18 protein-coding genes are annotated in these 23,649 nt (G+C 37.5%); 8 read left to right on the top strand and 10 right to left on the bottom strand.

Annotation, left to right across the window (positions count from 1 at the left end):
- Positions 1 to 36: 36 nt before the first annotated feature.
- Genes HZR84_03605 through HZR84_03590 form a run of 4 tightly spaced genes read right to left on the bottom strand, consistent with a single transcriptional unit; the run spans position 37 to position 4,296 of the window.
- Entirely contained in the window at positions 37 to 1,119 is a 1,083-nt protein-coding gene (locus HZR84_03605) for an efflux RND transporter periplasmic adaptor subunit (GenBank protein QNL21061.1), read from the bottom strand.
- Position 1,120: 1 nt separating this feature from the next.
- The gene (locus HZR84_03600) at positions 1,121 to 2,377 is read right to left on the bottom strand and encodes an ABC transporter permease (protein ID QNL21060.1); all 1,257 of its coding nucleotides are present in this window, start codon (positions 2,375 to 2,377) and stop codon (positions 1,121 to 1,123) included.
- Between the two features lies 1 nt (position 2,378).
- On the bottom strand, positions 2,379 to 3,626 hold the full coding sequence (locus tag HZR84_03595) for an ABC transporter permease (protein ID QNL21059.1): 1,248 nt from the start codon (positions 3,624 to 3,626) through the stop codon (positions 2,379 to 2,381).
- 1 nt (position 3,627) lies between these two features.
- The gene (locus HZR84_03590; protein ID QNL23178.1) at positions 3,628 to 4,296 is read right to left on the bottom strand and encodes an ABC transporter ATP-binding protein; all 669 of its coding nucleotides are present in this window, start codon (positions 4,294 to 4,296) and stop codon (positions 3,628 to 3,630) included.
- Between the two features lie 179 nt (positions 4,297 to 4,475).
- On the opposite strand from HZR84_03590, the gene HZR84_03585 reads away from it, so the two are divergent.
- The 3 genes from HZR84_03585 to HZR84_03575 all read left to right on the top strand — a co-directional run bounded on the left by HZR84_03585 (position 4,476) and on the right by HZR84_03575 (position 11,382).
- Positions 4,476 to 6,953 (top strand): PIG-L family deacetylase, encoded by a 2,478-nt coding sequence (locus HZR84_03585; GenBank protein ID QNL21058.1) that lies wholly within the window; start codon positions 4,476 to 4,478, stop codon positions 6,951 to 6,953.
- A 127-nt stretch (positions 6,954 to 7,080) separates the two neighbouring features.
- Positions 7,081 to 8,781: a sodium:solute symporter gene (locus HZR84_03580; protein QNL21057.1), complete on the top strand. Its 1,701-nt coding sequence runs from the start codon at positions 7,081 to 7,083 to the stop codon at positions 8,779 to 8,781.
- 75 nt (positions 8,782 to 8,856) lie between these two features.
- Entirely contained in the window at positions 8,857 to 11,382 is a 2,526-nt protein-coding gene (locus HZR84_03575; GenBank protein QNL21056.1) for a PAS domain S-box protein, read from the top strand.
- Here the strand turns inward: HZR84_03575 and HZR84_03570 are convergent.
- From HZR84_03570 to HZR84_03550, 5 genes are read right to left on the bottom strand one after another with little or no spacing between them, the layout of a single operon-like run.
- The gene (locus tag HZR84_03570) at positions 11,379 to 11,990 is read right to left on the bottom strand and encodes an ABC transporter ATP-binding protein (GenBank protein ID QNL21055.1); all 612 of its coding nucleotides are present in this window, start codon (positions 11,988 to 11,990) and stop codon (positions 11,379 to 11,381) included. The two genes, HZR84_03575 and HZR84_03570, sit on opposite strands and share 4 nt — an antisense overlap.
- Positions 11,987 to 12,772, bottom strand: a complete 786-nt coding sequence (gene lpxA, locus HZR84_03565; GenBank protein ID QNL21054.1) for an acyl-ACP--UDP-N-acetylglucosamine O-acyltransferase — start codon at positions 12,770 to 12,772, stop codon at positions 11,987 to 11,989. Before lpxA ends, HZR84_03570 begins: the two co-directional genes overlap by 4 nt.
- Positions 12,765 to 14,159 (bottom strand): bifunctional UDP-3-O-[3-hydroxymyristoyl] N-acetylglucosamine deacetylase/3-hydroxyacyl-ACP dehydratase, encoded by a 1,395-nt coding sequence (locus HZR84_03560; GenBank protein ID QNL21053.1) that lies wholly within the window; start codon positions 14,157 to 14,159, stop codon positions 12,765 to 12,767. The genes lpxA and HZR84_03560 overlap by 8 nt, the downstream gene beginning before the upstream one ends.
- 5 nt (positions 14,160 to 14,164) lie before the next feature.
- Positions 14,165 to 15,211, bottom strand: coding sequence for a UDP-3-O-(3-hydroxymyristoyl)glucosamine N-acyltransferase (lpxD, locus tag HZR84_03555; protein ID QNL21052.1), 1,047 nt, complete (start codon positions 15,209 to 15,211; stop codon positions 14,165 to 14,167).
- On the bottom strand, positions 15,208 to 16,464 hold the full coding sequence (locus HZR84_03550) for an HD domain-containing protein (GenBank protein ID QNL21051.1): 1,257 nt from the start codon (positions 16,462 to 16,464) through the stop codon (positions 15,208 to 15,210). The genes lpxD and HZR84_03550 overlap by 4 nt, the downstream gene beginning before the upstream one ends.
- Positions 16,465 to 16,520: 56 nt before the next feature.
- Here HZR84_03550 and HZR84_03545 point away from each other — a divergent pair, with 56 nt between their 5' ends.
- From HZR84_03545 to HZR84_03535, 3 genes are read left to right on the top strand one after another with little or no spacing between them, the layout of a single operon-like run.
- Positions 16,521 to 18,074, top strand: a complete 1,554-nt coding sequence (locus HZR84_03545; GenBank protein QNL21050.1) for a PglZ domain-containing protein — start codon at positions 16,521 to 16,523, stop codon at positions 18,072 to 18,074.
- Complete coding sequence (gene tsaE / locus HZR84_03540) at positions 18,071 to 18,499, top strand: tRNA (adenosine(37)-N6)-threonylcarbamoyltransferase complex ATPase subunit type 1 TsaE (protein QNL23177.1); 429 nt, start codon at positions 18,071 to 18,073, stop codon at positions 18,497 to 18,499. Before HZR84_03545 ends, tsaE begins: the two co-directional genes overlap by 4 nt.
- Positions 18,492 to 19,721 (top strand): alanine dehydrogenase, encoded by a 1,230-nt coding sequence (locus HZR84_03535; GenBank protein QNL21049.1) that lies wholly within the window; start codon positions 18,492 to 18,494, stop codon positions 19,719 to 19,721. Before tsaE ends, HZR84_03535 begins: the two co-directional genes overlap by 8 nt.
- A 4-nt stretch (positions 19,722 to 19,725) precedes the next feature.
- Here HZR84_03535 and HZR84_03530 read toward each other — a convergent pair whose 3' ends face one another.
- On the bottom strand, positions 19,726 to 21,777 hold the full coding sequence (locus HZR84_03530; GenBank protein ID QNL21048.1) for a S9 family peptidase: 2,052 nt from the start codon (positions 21,775 to 21,777) through the stop codon (positions 19,726 to 19,728).
- A gap of 210 nt (positions 21,778 to 21,987) precedes the next feature.
- Here HZR84_03530 and HZR84_03525 point away from each other — a divergent pair, with 210 nt between their 5' ends.
- Positions 21,988 to 22,914 carry an ATP-binding cassette domain-containing protein gene (locus HZR84_03525; GenBank protein ID QNL21047.1) on the top strand — a complete coding sequence of 309 codons (927 nt, stop codon included), beginning with the start codon at positions 21,988 to 21,990 and terminating at the stop codon, positions 22,912 to 22,914.
- A 1-nt stretch (position 22,915) separates the two neighbouring features.
- Positions 22,916 to 23,641, top strand: a complete 726-nt coding sequence (locus tag HZR84_03520; protein ID QNL21046.1) for an ABC transporter permease subunit — start codon at positions 22,916 to 22,918, stop codon at positions 23,639 to 23,641.
- Positions 23,642 to 23,649: the final 8 nt, after the last annotated feature.

The raw sequence follows: 23,649 nt of genomic DNA, 5'->3' as shown, positions 1-23,649 counted from the left end.
TTGTTAAGAAATTGAATTTTAGATGATTTGTCTGTATCAGATTTTTTCTCCTGCCTTCAGTTGATCTTCGATTGACACTCCTTCAATAACTTCAATATTGATTCCATCGGAGAGCCCCACTTTTACAGCCTGTTCTTTGAATTCCTGCTCACTCGTCTGTATTTCAACATAGGTTTTCCCATCTTTAAATGAGAGTATTCGCTCTGGAACTACAAGCACACTGTCTCTTTTATCGAGTACAATATCGGCATTGGCGCTGTATCCGGCGCGTAAAAATTTTCCTTCTTCCAATTTTACAGCGGCGCGTATTTCAAATTGAATTGCACCTTCTTCTTCTACACCCTTTGGAGAAATGTATTCGAGTTTGGCTTTAAAGCTCTCACTTTCAAGAGCTCCAATTTTTAAAATGAGATCCATTCCCTCTTTAATTTTACCAACTTCGGTTTCATCCACATTTCCTTCAAATATCATTTCGCTCATATTTGCTATAAAAGCGATGGTGGTACCGTCATTAAATGTATTTGTTTCAATCACAAAGTTTCCCTCTTTCACAGGGACATCTAAAACCATTCCTTCCACTGTGGATTTGACGAGATTAGAAACATTGCCTGATTTTTTAGCCGCACCTTCCTTGATGAGATCAAGGTTGTTTTCCGCAGCTTCTACCTGCTGTTTTCTTAAATTATAATCGAGCAGGAATTGATTATAATCAAATTCTGAAATCACTTTTTGTTCAAAAAGATCCTGCTGCCTTTTCAGTTCTTTTTCAGAATTTTTAAAATTGATTATGGCTGTTTTTAAATTGGCTTCGGCATTATTTAGTGCAACGACATTGGGAATAATTTTTATTCGTGCAATTATTTGGCCGGTTCTAACCTGTTCACCTGCTTCTACAAACAATTTATCAACAACCCCGGAAACCTGTGATTTAATTTCAATTTCCTTTCGCGGAATTATTGAGCCTGTTGCAACAGTTTTTTTGACTACATCACTAAAAAATGGTTTTTGAATTTCATACACAACCGGCTTTTCTTCTGATTTTTGGTAGAGATAATAGCCTCCCCCTATAAAACTTCCAAAAAGTAAAACAACGACTATAATTATTAGAAAGGTTCTCATTTTATTCTGTTCTTAATGCTTCTATTGGGTCAACAGCTGCCGCTTTTCTAGCCGGAATTAATCCAGCTAAAGCGCCTCCAAGTACTAATACAAAAAGTGCTATTAATGCTACCTGAAGATCGATTTCGGGATGGGCAAACATTCCTGTTTCCTGGCCTTCAATTAATTTATTAATGCCTTCAACCAGGATAGTGCCTAAAAGCAAACCACCATATCCTGCAATTAAAGTTATAAAGATTGATTCCTGAATTATTAATGCTATTATAGACCAGGGAGTAGCTCCCAAAGATTTGCGAATACCAATTTCCTTGGTTCGCTCTTTGACTATAATTAGCATGATATTGCTGACTCCAATAACACCGGCCAACAATGTTCCAATTCCTACAATCCATATAAATGTGTTTATACCTGTGAAAAGCGCTTGAATTTCTGCAAACTCTTCCTCTGCATTATAGGAACCAATACCTCTTTTATCTTCGGGGTGAACAGAGTGCCGCTCTTTTAAAATGGCTGCCGCATCTTCTTCGAGCTTTTCAGATGAATAGCCTTCTTTTGGAATCATGGCATACCAGCCTACAATGTCGCCATAGTTGAACACATTTTGAAATGTGGTAAATGGAATATAAATGCTTTGTTGATCTCGATCCTGCTCATCGCCTTCCGCACGAGATTTATGTGTACCTATTATTTTAAAATAAATACCATTAATTTTTAAGAAATCTCCAACGGGATCTTCATCTTCTTCAAATAGAATGTTTTGTACTCCTTTTCCTATTACACAAACTTTTCTCTTATAATCAATGTCCAATGGATTGATAAAACGGCCTTCCGGCATGACCATATATTTAATCCTTAAAAAGTCAGGAAAATCGCCATAAACACTAAAAGCTCCTGCTTTATTTTTACGGGTTACATTATTGGCATCTCTATAACCTCCCAATTGATTTCTTGGACTAATAACTTCTGCATAATTGATATTGTCACGAAGAAATTCGGTATCGGAATTATTAAAATTGAAATACCTTCCCGGTTTGAAACCTTTGTAGGGCATGGTGGTTCTTTGACTCCACATATAAACAGAATTAGTTGCACCGTTTACAAAGTCCTTGTTTACCCCATTTCTCAATCCACTACCACCCCCCAGCAATAATAATAGCATAAATATGCCCCAAAAAACGCCAAACATAGTAAGGAATGTCCGAAGTTTATTTTTTCGGATCGTCATCCATATTTCCTGCCATTTGTCGAAATCAAACATATTATTCGTCTCTTAATGCTTCAATTGGTTGAATTTTTGCAGCCTTTCTGGCAGGGAAATAGCCGGCCAGTGCTCCGGCAAATACCAGTATTCCTGTGGCCGTCAATGCCGTGCCCAATTCTATTTCTGGATTTTTAAAATAAGGCACATCAGCCCCAAAATTTTCCAGTGCAAAATTTACTAATTCAATAAGTGATACGCCAAATAATAATCCAAAATATCCTGAGATCAGGGTTATCACAATTGATTCCTGTATTATCAAAGAAATTATTGAAAAAGGAGTGGCACCCAAGGCTTTCCTAATTCCAATTTCTCTTGTTCTGTCTTTTACGATTATAAGCATGATATTACTTACACCGACAACACCGGCCACAATGGTTCCCATTCCAACAATCCATATAAAAATATTTATGCCTCCAAATAAATCTTTAAATCTCTGAAAGTTTTCAAGATTATTCCACATATGAATTGCGCGTTCATCTTCAGGAGAAAATTTATGCCTCTCAATCAATAATTCTTTAGCCTGATCACCCATCGCCACGCTTTCATTTACACTTGCATCGCCAACTGTGAACATCATCATGTGAACCCTGTTTGAACCATTATAGGCCATTTGAGTTGTGGAAATTGGAATAATTATTACCTGTTGTTCACGTTCACTTCCTTCGTCTCTGAATGTTCCTACTACTTTATAAAGAATGCCGGAAATATCAATCCATTTTCCCAATGGATCTTCACCATTTTCAAAAAGAGAATTAACCACCTCCTGACCTATAACTGCCACTTTCCTTTTTTGCTCAATATCCAAATCGTTAATGTAACGACCGGAAGTTAAAATTGTGTTTTCGAGATACAAATGAGCAGGGTGTACCCCCCTGATCTGAAATGAGGAATACTTTTTTTCATATCGCACCGTGTAATCTCCCCAAAGGAAATATCTGGCGGTTATGTGTTCCAAGCCATCGACTTTGTTTTTGAGATTGTTATAATCTTCATTGGTAAACTGAATTCTTCTACCGGGTTGCATGCCCTTATAAGGAATACTTGTTTGTCCTGACCTGATCCAAATGGAATTAATCGCATCGTCCTTGAACATTTCTTTTACACCGTTTAAGATTCCGGAGCCGGCACCCAAAAGCAATATCAACATAAATATTCCCCAGGATACACTGAATGCTGTCAGAAAGGTCCTAAGCTTATTCTGCCTGATTGTATTAAAAATTTCTTCCCACTTATCCAGATCGAACATATCAGTTGTCGTTAACTACTATTCCGTCTTTGAGTCTTATAATTCTATCCGTCATTTCTGCAATGTCATTTTCATGGGTCACTATAACCACGGTCATACCTTCCTGATTTACATCTTTAAAAAGCTGCATGACTTCCGATGATGTTTTTGAGTCAAGGGCACCTGTGGGTTCATCCGCCAATATTAACTTTGGGGATGTGATCAGAGACCTCGCAATGGCCACTCTTTGTTTTTGGCCTCCTGAAAGCTCACTGGGCATATGATCCCACCAATCGGTAAGGCCCACTTTCTCTAAATATTCCATGGCCTTTGCGTTTCGTTTTCTACGGCTTATTTTTTGATAATAGAGCGGGAGTGCTACATTTTCCAATGCATTTTTAAACGAAAGAAGATTGAATGACTGAAATACAAAACCAATAAATTTGTTTCTGTATTGCGCGGCAATTTTTTCATTCAACTTGTAAATGCTTTTACCAGCAAGATTATAGGTTCCCGAATCGTATTGATCAAGAATTCCGATTATGTTTAATAAGGTGGATTTTCCGGATCCGGAACTTCCCATAATACTGACCATCTCACCTTCTTTGATAGTCAATTCAATGTTTTTTAATACATGAAGCGACTTAGTTCCGGTTTGATAAGATTTATTTATCTTATTTAAGTCAATTATACTTTCTGCCATGGCCTCCAATCTTCGCAAATCAAAGCCAAATTTACACATTTAAACAGGAGTTCCATTTTAATATAAGATTGATATTATATAAACGGTCAAAAAAAAATATTAACAGAAAATTATAAGCCCCTGTGATGTCTGCGTTTTCATAACTTAGCGCATTCAAAAATAAAAGCATGAAGAAAAAATATCTATTCCTTGTATTTACGCTCATTTATTCAATAACGCTTTCATTTTCTCAAAAGACCACACCCTCAGCAGGAGAATTATTACTTAATCTGAAAAAACTAAATACACTTGGTTCGGTGCTTTATATCGCTGCACATCCCGATGATGAAAACACTAGAATGATCTCCTATTTTGCCAATGAAGCCTGTATGCGGACAGCCTACTTGTCACTCACCAGGGGAGACGGGGGACAAAATCTCATTGGTCCCGAAAAAGCTGAAAAAATGGGTTTGATTAGAACACAGGAATTATTGGAAGCCAGAAAAAAAGACGGAGGCATTCAGTTTTTCAGCAGAGCGAATGATTTTGGCTATTCCAAACATCCGGATGAAACCTTAAAAATATGGGGTAAGGATGAAGTACTGTCCGATGTGGTTTGGATAATCAGGAAATTTCGTCCAGATGTAATTATTACCAGATTTTCACCAAATAGTGCAGGCCAAACGCATGGCCATCATACCTCATCGGCAATGCTGGCTTTGGAAGCGTTTTCTATGTCGGGTGATAAGAATGCCTTCCCTGAGCAATTGGATCATGTGGACGAATGGCAGGCAGCAAGAATATATTGGAATACATCATGGTGGTTTTACGGCAGAAGGGATTTTGATAAAACCGGCCTCACTATGGTAGATGTTGGTGAATTCAATGCTCTATTAGGGAAAAATTATGGTGAAATTGCAGGTTCGAGTAGATCTATGCACAAATCTCAAGGATTTGGCGCCTCCGAATCCAAAGGAAGTATTGAAGAGTATCTGGACCCAATTGACGACAAAGAAGCGCCTGAAAATGTACTCAAAGGCATAAATACAAATTGGTCGAGAGTAGAAAAAGGTGAAAAGGTAAGTGAACATATACAATTGGCAATCGAGCAATTTGACCCTGAAAACCCGGCTGCAATTGTCCGACATTTAATAAATGCGAGAAAGGCATTGGCCTATTTAAAAGAAGATTTTTGGAGAGAAATTAAATACGAACAAATCAATGAACTTATTCTGGATTGTATGGGATTTACTGTCGAAGCGCTTTGTGACGATTATGTCTTTGCACCGGGAGATTCGGTATCCTTTAATCTTGAAGCTATTAACCGTTCACAAGAAGATTTGGTGATTTCAAATATTTCGCTTTTGAACAATGGCTATTCAGAGAATTTGAATTTAGCCTTGAAATACAATCAATTGGAACAAAAACAATTGAATTTTAAGATTCCAACTGACGCAGAGATTTCAAACCCTTATTGGTTAAAGCAGGATCATGAATACGGTTTGTATAATGTAGAAGATCTGCGATTGATTGGCTTACCCGAAACTCCGCCTTTTATGCAATTGAAAGTAGTCTTAAAAATGGGCGATACAGAACTAGAAAAAATAATTCCTTTCAACTACCGCTGGGTGGATAGAGTCAAAGGAGAATTGTATCGTGATATGGTGATAGCCCCTCCTGTAAGCATCAATTTTCTTGAGAAAACACTGGTATTTAATAAAGGAGCTAAGAAAAACCTGAAAGTTTCAATAAAAGCCTTTAAGGATAATGTTGAGGCCAAAGTAAAATTTGAAATTCCAGAAGGATGGACTGTAAATCCCAAAGAAATAAATCTATCCTTCCCTGAAAAAGGCAATACCCGTATAGTGGATCTGGAAATTAGTCCGGGTAATTCATCCATTAACGGAACGATTAAAGCATTCGTCGAAATAGGGGGGCGTTCTTATGAAAGAAGTTTTGAAGAAATCGACTACGATCACATCAAGCATATCAATTATTTTCCTAAGGCAAAAATGCCTTTGGTTAGCATAGACCTTCAAAGAAAAGGGGATTTGCTGGCCTATATTAAAGGAGCCGGTGATGATGTCCCCGAAGCACTTATGCAAATGGGTTACCAAATAGAATTTCTAGATGAAAATGCCGTAATACAAAGTGATTTAAGCAAGTACGATGCGATTATTCTTGGTGTAAGGGCATTCAATACTCAAACATGGTTATACGAAGCCCATGAAACTTTAATGAGATATGTTTATGAAGGTGGTAATTTAATTCTTCAATACAACACAAGCCGGGGGCTTAATTTTGAAAAGATGGGGCCATATAAATTTGAGTTGGGAAGAGACAGAGTTACCGTAGAGGAAGCTAAAATTAATATCAAAGTTCAGGATCACCCGATTTTAAACACACCCAACAAAATTGATGACAAGGATTTTGAAAACTGGGTGCAGGAAAGAGGTTTATATTTCGCATCTTCCTGGGATGAAAATTATGTTGCACCATTCGAATCGATGGATCCCGGAGAGGAACCAACAAAGGGAATGCTAATAACTGCGAAGTATGGCAAAGGTTATTTTACATACACAGGAATATCTTTCTTCAGGCAATTACCAGCCGGGGTTCCGGGAGCTTATCGTTTATTTGCCAATTTAATTTCCCTCGGCAAATGAAAAATCAAACCGAAACACCGGCTGAACAGGCACCATTCTTTAAGACCTGGGAAAGACTTTACATTTTTGTAATGGCCTTTTTTATTTCATTGGTGGGTCTCTTCTACCTTTTAAGCAGCTATTATAAATGAACTGGCTCGACTGGCTCACCATGCTCGGAACTTTGCTTTTCATCGCCATTTACGGCACATGGAAAACAAGGAAAAATAAAAACATAAAATCCTATTTGCAGGGTGATAAGGATATGAAATGGGTGACCATTGGATTATCTGTAATGGCAACACAGGCAAGCGCAATTACTTTTATTTCAACCCCAGGACAAGCTTTTGAAAGTGGAATGGGCTTTGTGCAAAATTATTTTGGTTTACCACTGGCGTTAATTATTGTTTCCGCTGTATTTATTCCTATTTATTATAAATTAAATGTATTTACTGCCTATGAATTTTTAGAGTCCCGCTTTGATTTAAAAACAAGGCTTCTCGCAGCTTTTTTATTTCTATTTCAACGAGGATTGGCCGCGGGCATCACCATTTATGCCCCTGCAATAATTTTAAGTACTACGCTGGGTTGGAATCTTTCTGTTACCATTGTATTGGTCGGTTTGGTCGTAGTTATTTACACAGTTTCTGGAGGTACAAAAGCTGTCAGCTTGACTCAAAAATGGCAAATGGGAGTAATCATGCTAGGAATGTTTATCGCATTTTTCATAATAATAAATAGCTTGCCCGATTATATCGGATTCTTAGATGCGGTAGATATAGCCGGCAGAATGGGTAAACTGGATGCGGTAAACTTTTCATTTGACCCTACTGAGCGATACACTTTTTGGTCTGGTATTACGGGCGGATTGTTTCTTGCTTTATCCTATTTTGGAACAGATCAATCTCAGGTGCAAAGATACCTCGGCGGAAAATCGGTCACAGAAAGCCGTATGGGTTTGATGTTTAATGCGGTATTAAAAATACCCATGCAGTTTTTTATCCTTTTCGTAGGGGTAATGGTGTTTGTTTTTTATCAGTTTGAAAGTCATGAAGTGCTATTTGACAAAACCAATCTTGAAAATTTAAGACAGAGCAAATATTCCGAGGAAATTTCATTTCATGAAGATGAGTACGCGAAAAATCATCAGATTAAACAGGAAGAGATAAGGGAATTAATTAAAGCCAGAAATGATGGTAATGCAGAATTGCTGAGTGAAAAACAGGAAAGCATAAAGGAGCTCGATTTAAATTCAAAGGAAATACGCGCCAATGTCAAACAAATCTTGATAGAAGAATACCCTGAAGAGACCGCTAAGGATTCAGATTTTGTATTTCTTACATTTATAATGAATTATCTGCCGCATGGTATAATTGGATTGTTGCTGGCAGTAATAATTTCCGCAGCCATGTCTTCAACAGCCGGTGAACTGAATGCATTAGGTTCAACAACAGTCGTAGATTTTTATAAACGCCTTATGAAAAGTGAAGCCTCTGATACACATTATGTCATTGCCTCCCGCCTGCTCACCGCATTATGGGGAATTCTGGCGATTATGTTTGCTCTATTTGCAAGACTGCTGGAAAACCTCATAGAAGCAGTAAACATTTTGGGATCTTTATTTTACGGAACTATTCTGGGAATTTTCCTTGTGGCCTTCTTTTTTAAGAGGATAAAAGGATCCGGGGTATTTTCTTCGGCCTTACTTGCGCAGTTATTTGTCTTTATTCTTTACATCTTTTTCGAGGATGTAGTTGCCTATCTATGGTACAATGTGATTGGGTGTTTACTCGTAATTTTCATCAGCCATTTCTTTTTATTTCTAACGTACAGGTCCAGAGCAAAATAATTCATTTACTTACATTGAATTTGAACTGCAATATCATAGTGCTAAATTGAATCGGTAATTTTATGCAACCTTAAAATGAACCAGGCTAAGGAAAGAAAGAGCGATATTTTTAGTTTTCTGTCTGTAGATCGAAAATATACCAGAACCAGAGAAGGTCATCAGAGCATTCGGGTGTTTAATATTCTGGCTTTTTCATTTATCCTATTTTATCTAATTACTGCAATTCCATTTCTATTTACAGAAGCGTATAAGGTAGGTCTGTTTTTGGTCTTTGAATCTTCGCTTTTTGCCTTGACTATCTCATTGACAAAAAGGGGAAAGTTTATTCTTGCTAAAAATTGCATATCCATAGCACTAATGGCAGGAATATTAACCTTGGGGGGTGTCTTGGGCCCTGACGGTTTTGCTCACATTCTATTTTTTCCATTGGTAATCTCCCTGTTTATCATTTTTAATAAATATGAAATACTTAATCGCAACATCTTCATTATAATTTCCATTGTTCAATTCTTTATTATGGAATTTTACCCGATCCATTATTACGATGGCCCGGCACTGGGTCACGATCAGGAAAGGGTTCTGGAATTTTGGATTTTTCTTGTTTCATTTATTGCCAACGGTGCTGCAGTATATTATTTCCTGATTATAAATTTATCATACAGAACCAGGCTAAAATCTAATGAGAAACGATTTAGATTTATTTCAGAGAATTCTAAAGACATAATCGCGCTTCTAAATAAGAATTGCAAAGTCCAGTATGTCTCGCCATCCATTGAAGAATTACTGGGTTATCAGGCCGATGAAGTAGAATCAAAAGGCATTGACCAATTCATTCATTCAAAGGACCGCTATTTGAAAAATGAAATACTTAAAGATGGAAAAGGCGAATTAAGGTTAATCAGTAAAAACAACAATACCATTTGGTTTGATATTGTCATCAGCGAAATTGATGAAGATAATTTCAGTGCTTATCAGTTAAGTATTAGGGATATATCCGATCGGAAAAGGGTAGAATACGAACTTCAAAATAATCGTTCTTTAATCGAAAGAATCGCGGAAACCACTCCAAATTTTTTATATGTATTTCATCACAAAGAGAAAAAAATAAGCTATTTGAACAGGAGTATTTGGGATTATCTGGAATACGACATGAATAGCTTGTTCAGGATGGATGAAGAAGATTTTCACTTGATCCACCCGGATGATAAAGATTTATTGGAGAAGAATTACAACACTTTGAAAAATGCTAAAGAAGGAAAAGTTGTAAGCACCGAATACCGAATGAAAAATGCTTCAGGAAGGTGGATTTGGTTTGAAAGTCGCGATACTGTTTTGGAAAAAACGCCTGATGGAAAAGATCTGGTTCTCAGTTTGGGAGAAGCCAGAGATATAACTCAGAATAAAGAAAATGAAGAATTTCTTTTAAAAAAACAGGAGGAGTTAAGAAAAGCCAAGCATTTGGCCGAGGAAGCATCAGAAGCAAAGGCCCAGTTTCTTTCAACCATGAGCCATGAAATCCGAACTCCTTTAAATTCCGTAATCGGGATGACCAATCTCCTTAGTTTAGAGGACCCTAAACCTGAGCAAATTGAAAACTTAAAGGCCCTGAGTTTTGGAGCTGAAAGCTTAATGGCTTTGATCAACGATATTTTAGATTTTTCAAAGATCGAAGCCGGCGGAATTAAGTTTGAATCCACAAGTTTTAATCTGGAAGAGCTTCTTAAAAATGTGGTCGAGTCTTTTAAGGTACTGTCACGTGATAAAAACCTTGAAATAAAGTTTGAAATCAATGAAAATCTGCCTCAATATATAAAAGGCGACCCCACCCGTTTAGGTCAAATACTAAACAATCTAATAGGAAATGCAATAAAATTCACCAATGATGGCTACGTTAAATTATCTGCAAAGAAACTATCTGAACAAGATAATTCTGCCAGAATTGCATTTATTGTTGAAGACACGGGTATAGGAATACCCAAGGAAAAACAGGAAATTATTTTTGATAGTTTTTCACAGGCAAGTTCTGAAACAACCAGAAAATATGGCGGTACCGGACTGGGATTGGCGATAACTAAAAAGCTAGTAGATCTACAAAAAGGAAAAATCCAGCTTTCAAGTGCCTTGGAAAAAGGAACGACTTTTATTGTTGAAATTGATTATGTGATTGATGAATCCGGCAAAGATTTAAAAAAACCGGTAGAGGAGGAAATAACAGATCTTGAAAATCATCACTTGTTATTGGTTGAAGACAATAAAATGAATCAAATAGTCGCCAGAAAATTTCTGGATAAATGGAAAATCACTTTTGATATAGCAGAAAATGGCTTGGAAGCTGTTGAGATGGTTCGTAAAAATGACTATGACCTTGTGTTAATGGATTTGCATATGCCTGAAATGGACGGTTATGAAGCCACCAAGCATATCCGTGAAATGGACAATGAGAAAAGAAAATTGCCAGTAATTGCCTTATCAGCTTCTACCGGCCCGGATGCAGAAGAAAAAATAGTCAATTATGGGATGAATGGATTCGTGATGAAACCCTTCGATCCAAAAGTTCTTTTCAATACCATTAAAATAAATGTGGAAAAATTGAAGACTTAGAATTTGCTAAGATTCAGGTTTTGCTCCGCTAAACTGTATTCCTGCTCCTGATTTGAAAACAATATAACCAATCGACCTTCCTGATTTTTAACCTCATTTTGAAACCATTCTATGCCTTGCTTATCGAGGTTTGTTGTGCCTTCATCGATCAAAAGGAGATCATTTTCAAAATAAAAACAAAGCCCCAGTTTTACGCGCTGTTTCATACCCGATGAAAATTCCTTAATGAATTTATCCCCCTGATTGGCCAAGCCGGTTTTATTCAGAAAACTTTCTTTGGATTCTGATGCTCTTAATGTTTTAAATTTTTGATGAAAATCTAGAAACTCGATTAATGTCAGATCTTCAACTATCTGCATATATGGCGCGGAAACTGCCAAATGTCTGAATTGATCATCGATGTTGATTTCTTTATTATCAATAATCCAATTGATATTTCCACTGCTCGGCAGGACATAGCCGGCAATTAGTTTTAATAAGGTAGATTTTCCCGATCCGTTTGGGCCAGTGATCGCAATTATTGATGATTTTTTAAACTCGAAGCAGAGATCTTTGATTACCCATTCTCTGTTGTATTTTTTACTCAGATTTTCCGCCCGGAGAATCATCTTTCAGAAACATATCCTTTCATGATTCCTCTTTCAGAATTCTGAATGAATTCCAAAATGATGGTTTTTTCTTCGCTTTCTTTTACACTTTCCTCTACCTCTTTAATGGCCTTGGCTGTATTGTATCCTTTTTGATAGATGATTCTATATATCTCCTGAATTTGAGCAATGCTGTCATTTGAAAATCCTCTTCTGCGAAGTCCTACAACATTTACTCCTGAATAGGAAATGGGTTCTCGTCCTGCTTTTACAAATGGAGGAACATCTTTTCTTACTAAGGACCCTCCACCTACCATGACATGTGAGCCGATTTTTGAAAACTGATGAACTGCACAAGTACCGCCAAATATGGCAAAATCATCTATAGTAACATGCCCTGCCAATTGCGTACCATTTGACAAAATGCAGTTATCGCCTAAAAAACAATCATGGGCCAAATGTACATAGGCCATCAACAGACAATTGGCACCAACTTTTGTTTTCCACCTGTCTTCGGTACCTCTGTTTATAGTTACAAATTCTCTGATTATCGTGTTATCTCCGATTTCACATGTGCTTTCCTCACCTTTGAATTTCAAATCTTGTGGGATTCCGGAGACAACCGCACTTGGGAAAATCTTTACATTATTGCCAATCCTTGCTCCATTATGTACAACCGCATTTGCACCAATCCAGCAATTGTCTCCAATCACTACGTCTTTTTCTATGGTTGCAAATGGTTCTACAACTACATTTTTGCCTAAGCTGGCATCAGGATGTATGTTTGTAAGATGACTACTCATTGGTTTTTTTAACCAGACTGGCTATAACTACTGCTTCACAAACCAATTGACCACCAACAAAGGCCTGGCTGTGAAATTTGGCAATACCTCTTCTTACCGGTGCCATCAATTCACATCTAAAAACAATGGTATCACCGGGAACTACCATTTTTTTGAATCGACAGTTTTCAATTCCGAGGAAATAGGCCCAGTAATTTTCAGGATCTTTAATGCTGTTTAATACAAGAATTCCTCCACATTGTGCCATTGCTTCGACCTGTAAAACTCCGGGCATAACGGGATTGTCAGGGAAGTGCCCCTGAAAAAACGGTTCATTAAGGGTTACGTTTTTAACGCCGGCCACAATATTATCGTCGAGATATATTATTTTATCTACCAATTGAAATGGATAACGATGTGGTAAAAGGCTATAAATTTTTTGAGCATCGAAAAGCGGGGGCAATTTGGGATCATAGTGAGGCGCATTTTTATTGGTCTCTTCCATGGCCCTTTTCAATTTCTTAGCAAAGGCCACATTACTCGCATGCCCCGGTCTTGCACCAAGGATTTGAGCTTTAATTGGCCTTCCTGCCAAAGCGAGATCACCAACCATATCCAGCAATTTATGTCTGGCCGGCTCATTATTATGTCTTAATTCAATATTGTTAAGAATACCTTCTTTCTGAACACTAATTTTTGGCTTATTGAATAAATCTGCCAGGTAATCCAATTCACCTTCCTGAACTTCGCGATCGACCACAACGATGGCGTTATTTAAATCTCCCCCCTTGATAAGGTTGGCCTTATACAAAGCTTCAAGTTCATGTAGAAAACAAAATGTTCTTGACGATGAAATTTCAGATTTAAATTCGGAGATATTATTCAGCGAAGCATGCTGACTTCCCAAAACAGGAGAGTTATAATCAATCATTACCGTTACCCGATAATCATCAAGAGGCAATGCAGCTATTTCAACGTTGTTTTCTTTATCGCGATAAGTAATACTCTGAGGTACTTCAAAGAAATTTCTTAATGCATTTTGCTCCTCCAGTCCTACTTTTTCCAATTCCTCCAAAAAAGGCAATGAACTGCCATCCATTATCGGACATTCAGGACCATTTATTTCGATAAGTATATTATCGATTTCTAATCCTACAAGTGCTGCCAGAGTATGTTCGATGGTTCCTACTCTCGCGCCGTGTTTTTCAATGGTAGTACCTCTGGAAACATCGACAACCAGATCTGCATCTGCTTCTACGATCGGTTTTTCGGGAAGATCAACTCTTTGAAATTTTATTCCGTGATCCGGGCCTGCCGGGCAAAATGTCATTGTGGTATTCACACCGGTGTGTAATCCTACACCGGTAACGGAAACCTTCTCTTTTATAGTGTGTTGCTTAATCTGCATTGAGCCTATTCTTTGGCGGCTGCCAAATTAATAACTTTTTTTTCAAGTTCTTTAATTTGACTGTACAGCTCGGGTAGTTTTCGATATAATGCATAACTTCTTTTGAAATTACCAATTGGTAAAGCCGGGTACCCAAGCATAACCTGACCTTCCTCTTTAATATTATTGCTGATCCCTGATTTTGATGCCAATGTGGTTTTGTTGGCTATTTCTATATGCCCGACAATTCCCACCTGACCGGCAAATACACAATTTTCACCCACTTTTGTGGAACCTGCTATACCTGTTTGCGCAGCAATAACAGTATTTCTACCAATTTCTACATTGTGGGCCAATTGAACAAGGTTGTCGATTTTCACACCTTCTCTGAGAATCGTTGATCCCATGGTAGCACAATCGATGGTGGTATTGGCCCCTATTTCTACATTATTTTCTAAAATCACATTGCCAACCTGTGGTATCTTTTTATATGAACCATCTTTTTGAGGGGCAAATCCAAAACCATCGCTCCCAATGATTACTCCGGAATGCAATATGCAGTTCGATCCGATTTTACAGCCATCATAAATTTTAACACCGGGATAAAGAATAGTATTATCTCCAATTTCACAATCGTTTCCAATATGGACCTGCGGATGAATTTTTACATTTTCACCAATTTTACACTTTGTACCAACATAAGCAAAGGCACCGATGAATTCGTTTTTACCAATTTTTGATCCTTTTCCAATAAATATTGGCTTTTCTCTTCCTTTCTTGCCGAGCTGAACCAAACGCGTGTATTCTTCGAGAAGTATTGTGAAGGCGGTATAAGAATCATCAACCCTAAGCAATGTGGTTTTAAATGATTTTTTTGGTTGAAGATCTTTATTGACTATTACAGCTGAAGCCTCGGTCGAGTACAAATAGTTTTCGTATTTCGGATTTGAAAGAAAGGCAATATCACCATTTTTGGCCTCTTCAATCTTTGCCAAATTCTTTATGGTACCTTCTTCTTTTCCTTCAACTTTTGCCTTGATGAGATGGGCAATTTGCTTGATAGTAAAGTTCATCTGCTCTCTTCAGCTAATTTCGCCCGCAAATATACGTTTTTAGGGTAGCATAGATAATACTTTTTCACGATTTTACTTATGGCCTTTATATTTGGCAAATCGGCTGCAGCAGATACATCCTGCAGGCTGCTATTTTTCATCAATATTAATATTTTACCACTATCAGGCATATATGCTGAATTGCTCAGTTCACCCGATTGAAAATAGTATTTAACCTGACTTTCCTTTAAATTCAATTCCTGAGCGAGCAATTTTCTGATTTGCTTTTTATCTTTTGCTTCCGCCTTGGAATTAGTAAGGTCCACTTTAAAGAGTCTTCGGTTAATTAAACGCGAACTCAGATCCGATAATATTTTATCGTCATGATGCGCCCATACTTTTATTGCTCCCCAAACATCGTAGTCATCTAAATTCAAAAAGTTCTTCAAAGCTTGAGGATTACTTTTTAGGGTTTCGGTATCAATGAGATTATTGAGAAAGAATAAAAGGGAAGGACTTCCGTATAAGAATTCTTTTTTTTCAGCTATTTTCCTGGCTCTTAATATTAATCCATTGAGCATTTGCTCCACCGCCACTGTGGTTTTATGAAGGTAAACCTGCCAGTACATCAACCTTCTAGCATTTAGAAAATTCTCAATGCTGTAAATGGCTTTCTCCTCAATTACAAGTTCATCTTCAACAATATTTAGCATTTTAATAATTCTATCACCACCTATTGTACCTTCATCTACTCCTGTATAAAAGCAATCGCGATTCAAATAATCCATTCGGTCCATGTCCATTTGTCCGGAAACCAGTTGAAAAAAAAATGGACGTTCGTACTCGTTTTTAAATATTTTAATGCTCAGCCCAAGTCGCCCATTCATTTCCTTGTTGAGCTCCTCCATAATTAGTATCGAAAGTATTTCATGATCGACATGATTGAGTAAATATTTTTCGAGAACATGTGAAAATGGGCCATGACCTATGTCGTGAAGGAGAACTGCAATAAGCGCAGCTTCGTATTCTTCTTCGCTTATATTATGACCTTTACTTCGAATTGTATCTAATGCTAGTGTCATAAGGTGCATCGCACCTAAAGCGTGATTAAAACGCGTATGAATGGCTCCGGGATAGACCAGATCCGTCAAGCCGAGTTGTTTGATTCTTCTTAACCTCTGAAAAAAAGGATGTTCAATTATTTCTAAAATAAAAGGAGAGTGTACAGTGATAAATCCATACACCGGATCTTTGATTATCTTTTTTTTATTCAAAATTTTTTGCAGAGCTTACCGTTATTCAGAAATTATAGGTCAAATTAAAAATATACATGCAAAGATATAACATATTATGGGCGGATGACGAGATTGATTTGCTCAAACCTCATATACTTTTTCTTGAGCAAAAAGGCTATGATGTTACTTCGGTAACCAGCGGAACAGATGCGATAGAAAAGTGTGAGGAAAACAACTATGATGTCGTTTTTCTCGATGAAAACATGCCCGGTTTAACCGGCCTTGAGGCACTCAATAGAATAAAATCATTTAAACCCTCGCTTCCAATCGTAATGATTACCAAAAGTGAAGAAGAGTATATAATGGAAGAGGCGATTGGATCAAAAATATCCGATTATCTTATCAAACCTCTAAACCCGAATCAGATACTTTTATCAGTAAAAAAAATCCTTGACAACAAAAGACTGGTTTCCGAGCGAACCAATCAGTCCTATCGCCAGGAATTTCAAGAAATTAGTATGCGGGTAGGAGAGGATCTCAGCCATGATGAATGGGCTGATATCTATAAGAAATTGATATTCTGGGAACGTGAAATTGAGCAGACCGAGAACAAAAGCATGAGTGAAGTCATCGAAATGCAGAAAGTAGAGGCCAATATCAATTTTAGCCGTTTTGTCATGGACAATTACAAGGATTGGCTAAATGACCCAAATGTAGAAAGGCCATTATTATCGCATATGCTCCTTAAAAAGAAAGTTTTCCCTTTGATTAAAAAAGGCGAACCGCTTTTCTTTATTCTTATAGATAATTTGCGCTATGATCAGTGGAAGGAAATTGAAACACAAATTTCGGCATTATTTAATATTGTAGAAGACAGTTCCTATTACTCAATTTTGCCTACAACCACAGCTTATTCCAGAAATGCCATTTTTTCAGGTTTAATGCCAAAAGAAATGGAGCGAATGCATCCTGAACTATGGGTCAATGAGGAAGTGGAAGAAGGAAAAAATTTAAAAGAAGCAGAATTTCTTGAGAAGAATTTAAAACGAGCACATCTGGATATTAAATACTCCTATCACAAAATTCTCAATCAGCAACACGGAAAACAACTTATGGATGCTGCCAATAATTTATTATCCAATGAATTAAATGCGGTTGTTTTCAATTTTGTTGATATGCTTTCCCATGCCAGAACCGATATGGAAATGATTCGGCAATTAGCACCCGATGAGGCGGCTTATTTGTCTTTGACCAAATCCTGGTTTGAACACTCATCCTTGTTGGAATTGTTGAAATTTCTATCTCAGAAAAAAGTTAAAACTGTAATAACCACAGATCACGGTACCATCCGGGTAAAGAAACCTTTTAAAATTGTAGGTGACAGAAATGTCAACACCAATTTGAGGTATAAAGTGGGCCGTAATTTGGGATTTGAAGAAAAAAATGTAGTGGTGGTGCGAAATCCTGAAGATTTTCAGCTGCCTAAACAATATGTGTCTTCAAGTTATGTATTTGCAATTGAGGATTACTTTTTTGCCTATCCCAATAATTTCAATTACTACGTCAAATATTTCACGGATACATTCCAGCACGGCGGTATTTCACTCGAAGAGATGATTATTCCTTATATTCAATTGGAACCAAAATAATAACCTTGGAAATAGACTATTCCGATCTTACCAAAATTGATGAAAATGCTTCCAAAATAATATCCTTTGCCGGCGATTTGAGGATTTGGCTATTCGATGGCGAAATGGGAACCGGGAAAACTACATTGATCAAAGCTGTATGTAAAAATCTAGGTGTCCCCGAATCGCAAATGAGCAGTCCAACTTTTGGGATTGCAAATGAATACCAGGGATCTTCAGAAATACTTTACCATTTTGATCTCTACAGACTTAAGCATATCGGTGAGCTTCTGGATATTGGGTTTTTGGAATATGTAGACTCCGGAAATTACTGTCTAATTGAATGGCCTGAATTGGTAAAATCCTTTCTTAAAGATCAATATCTTGAAATTACCCTTAAAAAATCGGATATTGGTAGACATTTATTTTTGAGGAAACATGTCTAGCAGCACCAAGCCGGGCTTTAAGGAGGTGGCACAGGAAAGTCAAATTTACCACCCTCAGGAAGCTCTTTTGAAGGTAAAATCAGGATCTCACAAATTACAGATTGGAATCCCAAAGGAAATCGGATGGCAGGAACACCGTATTCCATTGACACCTGAAGGTGTGGCGGTTCTCACTTCTAACGGGCATGAAGTCATGGTTGAAACCGGTGCAGGTGAGGCTTCAAAATATGCTGACCATGAGTTTAGCGACGCAGGCGCCACGATTTCTTATTCAACCAAAGAGGTATTTGAAAATGAAATTGTTCTCAAAATTCAACCGCCAAGCGATGCAGAAATAGACATGATTAAAACGGGCAAAACGCTTATGTCTGCGCTTCAATTGGGAAACCTCGAAGCGACCTATTTTAAAAAACTGGCCTCAAAAAAAATTACCGCCATTGGATTTGAGATGATAGAAGACAAAGTTGGCAGCATGCCGGTTGTAAGAGCCATGAGTGAAATCGCCGGAAGTTCTGTGATGTTGATTGCTGCTGAATATTTGAGCAATGTCAAGAATGGCAAAGGCGTAATTCTGGGCGGAATAACAGGCGTACCTCCAACCAGTGTAGTTATTTTGGGTGCCGGAACGGTGGCTGAATTTGCGGCGCGAACAGCACTTGGATTGGGAGCAGATGTAAAAATCTTCGACAACAGAATCTACAGATTAAGGAGGATTAAGTACAATTTAGGTCAACAAATTTTCACTTCGACATTGGATGGAGTTATACTCACCAATAGCATTGCAGAAGCAGATGTCGTCATAGGTGCCTTAAGGCCTTCCCACGGAAGAGCTCCGGTAGTGGTTACTGAGGAAATGATTAGCAATATGCAGGCAAATTCAATAATAATTGATGTAAGTATTGACAATGGTGGTTGTTTTGAGACCTCCGCTGTTACGAGTCATAAGTCTCCCACTTTTAGAAAACACGATGTAATCCATTATTGTGTTCCCAATATTGCTTCGAGAGTTCCGCGAACTGCTTCTACCGCGGTTAGCAATATTTTTGTCCCTTATATCTTGCAGGCGGCAAATTTGGGTGGCGTGGATAACATGATCCGAGAAAATAACTGGTTTATGAAGGGTGTTTATATGTACAAGGGAACGCTATGCAATTCAGATATTGCAGAGAAATACGAGCTCCAGTATAAAGACCTTGACCTGATCATTATGACCAGATTTTAAACTATTATTTAATCCCTGCCAGATCTAATATGAAAGCGTATTCCATTGCGGTTTCTTTCAAACTTGTGAATCTACCTGAAGCACCACCATGTCCGGCCTCCATATTCGTATGAAGCAATAACAAATTATCATCAGTCTTCATTTCCCGCAGTTTTGCAACCCACTTGGCCGGTTCCCAATATTGAACCTGTGAATCATGCAATCCTGTAGTGATTAGCATATGTGGGTAATTTTGCTTTTTGACCTGATCGTAAGGGGAATAGGAATGAATATAGTCATAATATTTTTTGTCATTTGGATTTCCCCACTCATCGTACTCCCCGGTTGTTAATGGAATGCTTTCATCTAACATGGTTGTTACCACGTCAACGAATGGTACTGCTGCCACTATGCCTTTATATAAATCAGGACGCATATTGACGATTGCTCCCATTAACAAACCGCCTGCGCTGCCACCCATGGCAAACAAATTATTCGGATCGGAGTATTTTTTTTCTATCAAATGTTCCGAGCAGGCAATAAAATCTTTAAAGGTATTTTCCTTTTTAAGGAATTTACCGTCTTCATACCAATCGCGTCCATTTATTTGACCACCGCGGACATGGGCAATGGCGAATACAAATCCTCTATCTAAGAGACTGAGTCTCACTGAGGAGAAATAGGGGTCAACTGTAGATCCGTATGAACCATATCCGTAAATCAGACATGGGTTTTTGCCCTTTTTCCTTAGATTTTTTCTGTATACAATTGAAATAGGAATTCTGGTTCCATCTTCCGCCTGTGCATAACTTCTTTCTGCTTTGTAGTTTTTTGAAGAGAATTCGCCAATTACCTCCTGCTGTTTCATCAACTTTCTCCTTTTTGTTCTCATATTATAGTCAAAACTTGATACCGGAGTGGTCGGGGAGGAATAGCCGAATCGCAATACCTCAGAGTCGAATTCAGGGTTGGTAGAAATAAAGGCCGTGTATACCTCTTCGCCAAAGTCTATATAATATTCTTCTCCGGCCCATGGAATAACCCTAATGTTGGTCAAGCCCTCACTACGTTCATCAAGGACCAGATAATCTTTAAATATTTCTATTGATTCCAGAAGGGTATCTTCACGATGGGGAATTAATTCTTCCCAATTCTCTTTTGAAGGATTGTCTTCATTTACTTTGAGCAAACGAAAGTTTTTTGCATTCCAATTACTTCGAATAAAAAATTCATTTCCAAAATGCGAGACATCGTATTCATGATTCTCTTCCCGTGTTTGAAGTACTTTGAATTCACCATCGGTATTTTCTGTATGCAGGTATCTTATCTCGCTCGAAAGCGTGGCATAGGAGCCTATCATTAGGTATTTTCTTGATTTGGTTTTCCATACATAGCAGCCAAAAGCTTCGTCGTTTTCCTCATAAATGAGTTTATCTTCCTCAGTATTTGTACCCAATTCGTGTTTATAAATTTGAAATGACCTCAGTGTGGTAGGGTCTTGTCTGGCATAAAAGAGGGTTTTATTGTCATTGGCCCAGGCAAGGTTTCCGGTTACATTTGAAATAACATCATCTAAAAATTTGCCGCTTTTGAAATCTTTAAATTTAATTTCATAAATTCTTCGACCAAGGGTGTCGATTGCAAAGGCCATCAACATATTATTGGTGCTAATACTACTTGAACCGAGATTGAAAAAGTCATGCCCCTCGGCCAATTCATTTAAATTCAGTATAGTTTCTTCACTGGCTTTTAAACTTCCCTTTTTTCTACAGAGTATTTGGTACTCCATCCCTTCCTCGTATCTGCTGTAATAGTAAAAACCATCTTTTCGGTAAGGAAGAGAACTGTCATCTTCCTTTATTCTTCCTTTCATCTCCTCGAACAGATCCTGCTGAAATGCTTTAGTATGAACGAGAATGGTATCAAGGTATTTGTTTTCTGCTTCCAGATAATTTATTACTTCGGGATTTTCCCTATCATTTAACCAGTAGTAATTATCAATTCTTGTATGACCGTGCTTGCTTAATTTTTTTGGTATTTTTTTGGCGACAGGTGCCAGGATCTGAGCTTTGTTCATTTTTTTCTTTAGGCCGTTTCTTAAGGGCAGGTAAAAGTAAAAATTAGGAGCATTAAAATCGAAAACAATTGATTATTCATTCCAGTGGAATAATTAGAATGCTCTGGAAAGTCTTTTTTATTCATTGCGACGATGAAAAATTAAATTTTATTTTTTGACTTTTCACACTCTATTTTATTTTCGCAATCGAAATTTTTTTAACAGAGTGTTATGGACATAGTTATTGAAAACCTTACTAAAAAGTACGGCGCTCAGCGCGCGGTTGATAACATTTCTTTTAAGGTGAAAACAGGGGAAATTCTGGGTTTTTTGGGACCAAATGGGGCCGGAAAAACCACCACAATGAAAATGATCACCAATTATATTTCAGTAGGAGAAGGTGAGATTAATATCGGTGGCAAATCAATCAAAAAGGATCCCGATGAATTAAAAAAGCACATAGGCTATTTACCGGAAAATAATCCCTTGTATCATGAAATGCCTGTAATAGATTACCTTGAATTTTGCGCCTCGCTTCAAGGGGTGGAAAAATCCAAAATACAGGAGAGAATCAGAGAAATGGTAAATAAATGTGGGTTGAATGCGGAAAAACACAAAAAGATAGGTGAACTTTCAAAAGGGTATAGACAAAGAGTGGGCCTTGCGCAAGCGATGATCCACGATCCTGAAATCCTGATTCTGGACGAGCCTACTACGGGATTAGACCCCAACCAAATTGTAGAAATAAGAAAATTGATTCGCGATTTGGGAAAGGAGAAGACAGTCATTCTCAGTACGCACATTTTGCCTGAAGTAGAAGCCACCTGCGATAGAATTTTGATTATTAACAGAGGTAAAATTGTGGCCGATGGAACTTCAGAAACGCTAAGAGCCCAGGCACAAGGACAAGAAATTTTAAAAATTAAAATTGAAGATGCCGAGCCTTCCAAAATTGAGTCTGAATTAAAAAATCTTGATTCTGTAGAAAAAGTAAAAAGTTTGTCCGAAAAAGGTGCTTTTGAAATAGAAAGTAAGAGTGGATCCTCTTCTAAACGCGCTGTATTTGAATCTTGTGTTAAGAATAAATGGGTACTCACTGAAATGATACCTTATGAAACAAAACTTGAAGATATTTTCAGAAACCTAACTGTGAACTAAAATGAATGCTATCTGGATAATTTCAAAAAGAGAATTACAATCATTTTTTGATTCCCTCATCGCTTATATCATGCTGGTTGCATTTTTGGGATTCAGCGGTTTTTTTACATGGCTCTACGGTCAGGATATTTTCTTAATTGGCCAAACAAGTCTGAGAGGTTTTTTTAGCATTGCCTACTGGACCTTATTCTTTTTTATTCCGGCCCTGACCATGCGATTATTGGCGGAAGAGAAAAAAACCGGGACCATTGAATTGTTGCTCACTAAAGCAGTAAGCGATAGAGAAGTGGTACTTGGTAAATTCCTTGCTACTTTATTATTGATCTGTATTGCATTGGTTTTCACTTTTCCCTATGTGATTACTCTTTCCAATATTGGTAATCTTGATCTGGGGGCTACGATATGTGGATACCTTGGACTTGTGATGATGAGTATAACTTACATAGGCATAGGAATATATGCCAGCAGTATTACCAACAATCAAATTGTGGCTTTTCTTCTCGCTTTATTCATCGGCTTATTTTTTCACATCATATTCGATGTTTTGGCTCCCAATTTTACCGGATGGCTTGGAGAAATATTTGTTTTCATGAGCTTATCAACTCATTTTGAAAGTATTTCAAGAGGTGTATTGGATACCAAAGATATCATCTACTTCTTGTCTCTGGGTGCTGTGGGCATATTATTGGCAGAATTATCGTTGGCAAAAAGAAATTTAAACAGTTAAAATCAGGA

This window comes from Hyphobacterium sp. CCMP332, assembly GCA_014323545.1.
GTDB lineage: Bacteria > Bacteroidota > Bacteroidia > Cytophagales > CCMP332 > CCMP332.
Note: the sequence above shows the minus strand (reverse complement) of the source record. Positions and strands in the feature narration are given on the sequence as shown.

Excerpts from the sequence above, each read along its gene's own strand:
- HZR84_03605 (QNL21061.1), bottom strand. The coding sequence starts at position 1,119 with ATGAGAACCTTTCTAATAATTATAGTCGTTGTTTTACTTTTTGGAAGT.
- HZR84_03600 (QNL21060.1), bottom strand. The coding sequence starts at position 2,377 with ATGTTTGATTTCGACAAATGGCAGGAAATATGGATGACGATCCGAAAA.
- HZR84_03595 (QNL21059.1), bottom strand. The coding sequence starts at position 3,626 with ATGTTCGATCTGGATAAGTGGGAAGAAATTTTTAATACAATCAGGCAG.
- HZR84_03585 (QNL21058.1), top strand. The coding sequence starts at position 4,476 with ATGAAGAAAAAATATCTATTCCTTGTATTTACGCTCATTTATTCAATA.
- HZR84_03580 (QNL21057.1), top strand. The coding sequence starts at position 7,081 with ATGAACTGGCTCGACTGGCTCACCATGCTCGGAACTTTGCTTTTCATC.
- HZR84_03575 (QNL21056.1), top strand. The coding sequence starts at position 8,857 with ATGAACCAGGCTAAGGAAAGAAAGAGCGATATTTTTAGTTTTCTGTCT.
- HZR84_03570 (QNL21055.1), bottom strand. The coding sequence starts at position 11,990 with ATGATTCTCCGGGCGGAAAATCTGAGTAAAAAATACAACAGAGAATGG.
- lpxA (QNL21054.1), bottom strand. The coding sequence starts at position 12,772 with ATGAGTAGTCATCTTACAAACATACATCCTGATGCCAGCTTAGGCAAA.
- HZR84_03560 (QNL21053.1), bottom strand. The coding sequence starts at position 14,159 with ATGCAGATTAAGCAACACACTATAAAAGAGAAGGTTTCCGTTACCGGT.
- lpxD (QNL21052.1), bottom strand. The coding sequence starts at position 15,211 with ATGAACTTTACTATCAAGCAAATTGCCCATCTCATCAAGGCAAAAGTT.
- HZR84_03545 (QNL21050.1), top strand. The coding sequence starts at position 16,521 with ATGCAAAGATATAACATATTATGGGCGGATGACGAGATTGATTTGCTC.
- HZR84_03535 (QNL21049.1), top strand. The coding sequence starts at position 18,492 with ATGTCTAGCAGCACCAAGCCGGGCTTTAAGGAGGTGGCACAGGAAAGT.
- HZR84_03530 (QNL21048.1), bottom strand. The coding sequence starts at position 21,777 with ATGAACAAAGCTCAGATCCTGGCACCTGTCGCCAAAAAAATACCAAAA.
- HZR84_03525 (QNL21047.1), top strand. The coding sequence starts at position 21,988 with ATGGACATAGTTATTGAAAACCTTACTAAAAAGTACGGCGCTCAGCGC.
- HZR84_03520 (QNL21046.1), top strand. The coding sequence starts at position 22,916 with ATGAATGCTATCTGGATAATTTCAAAAAGAGAATTACAATCATTTTTT.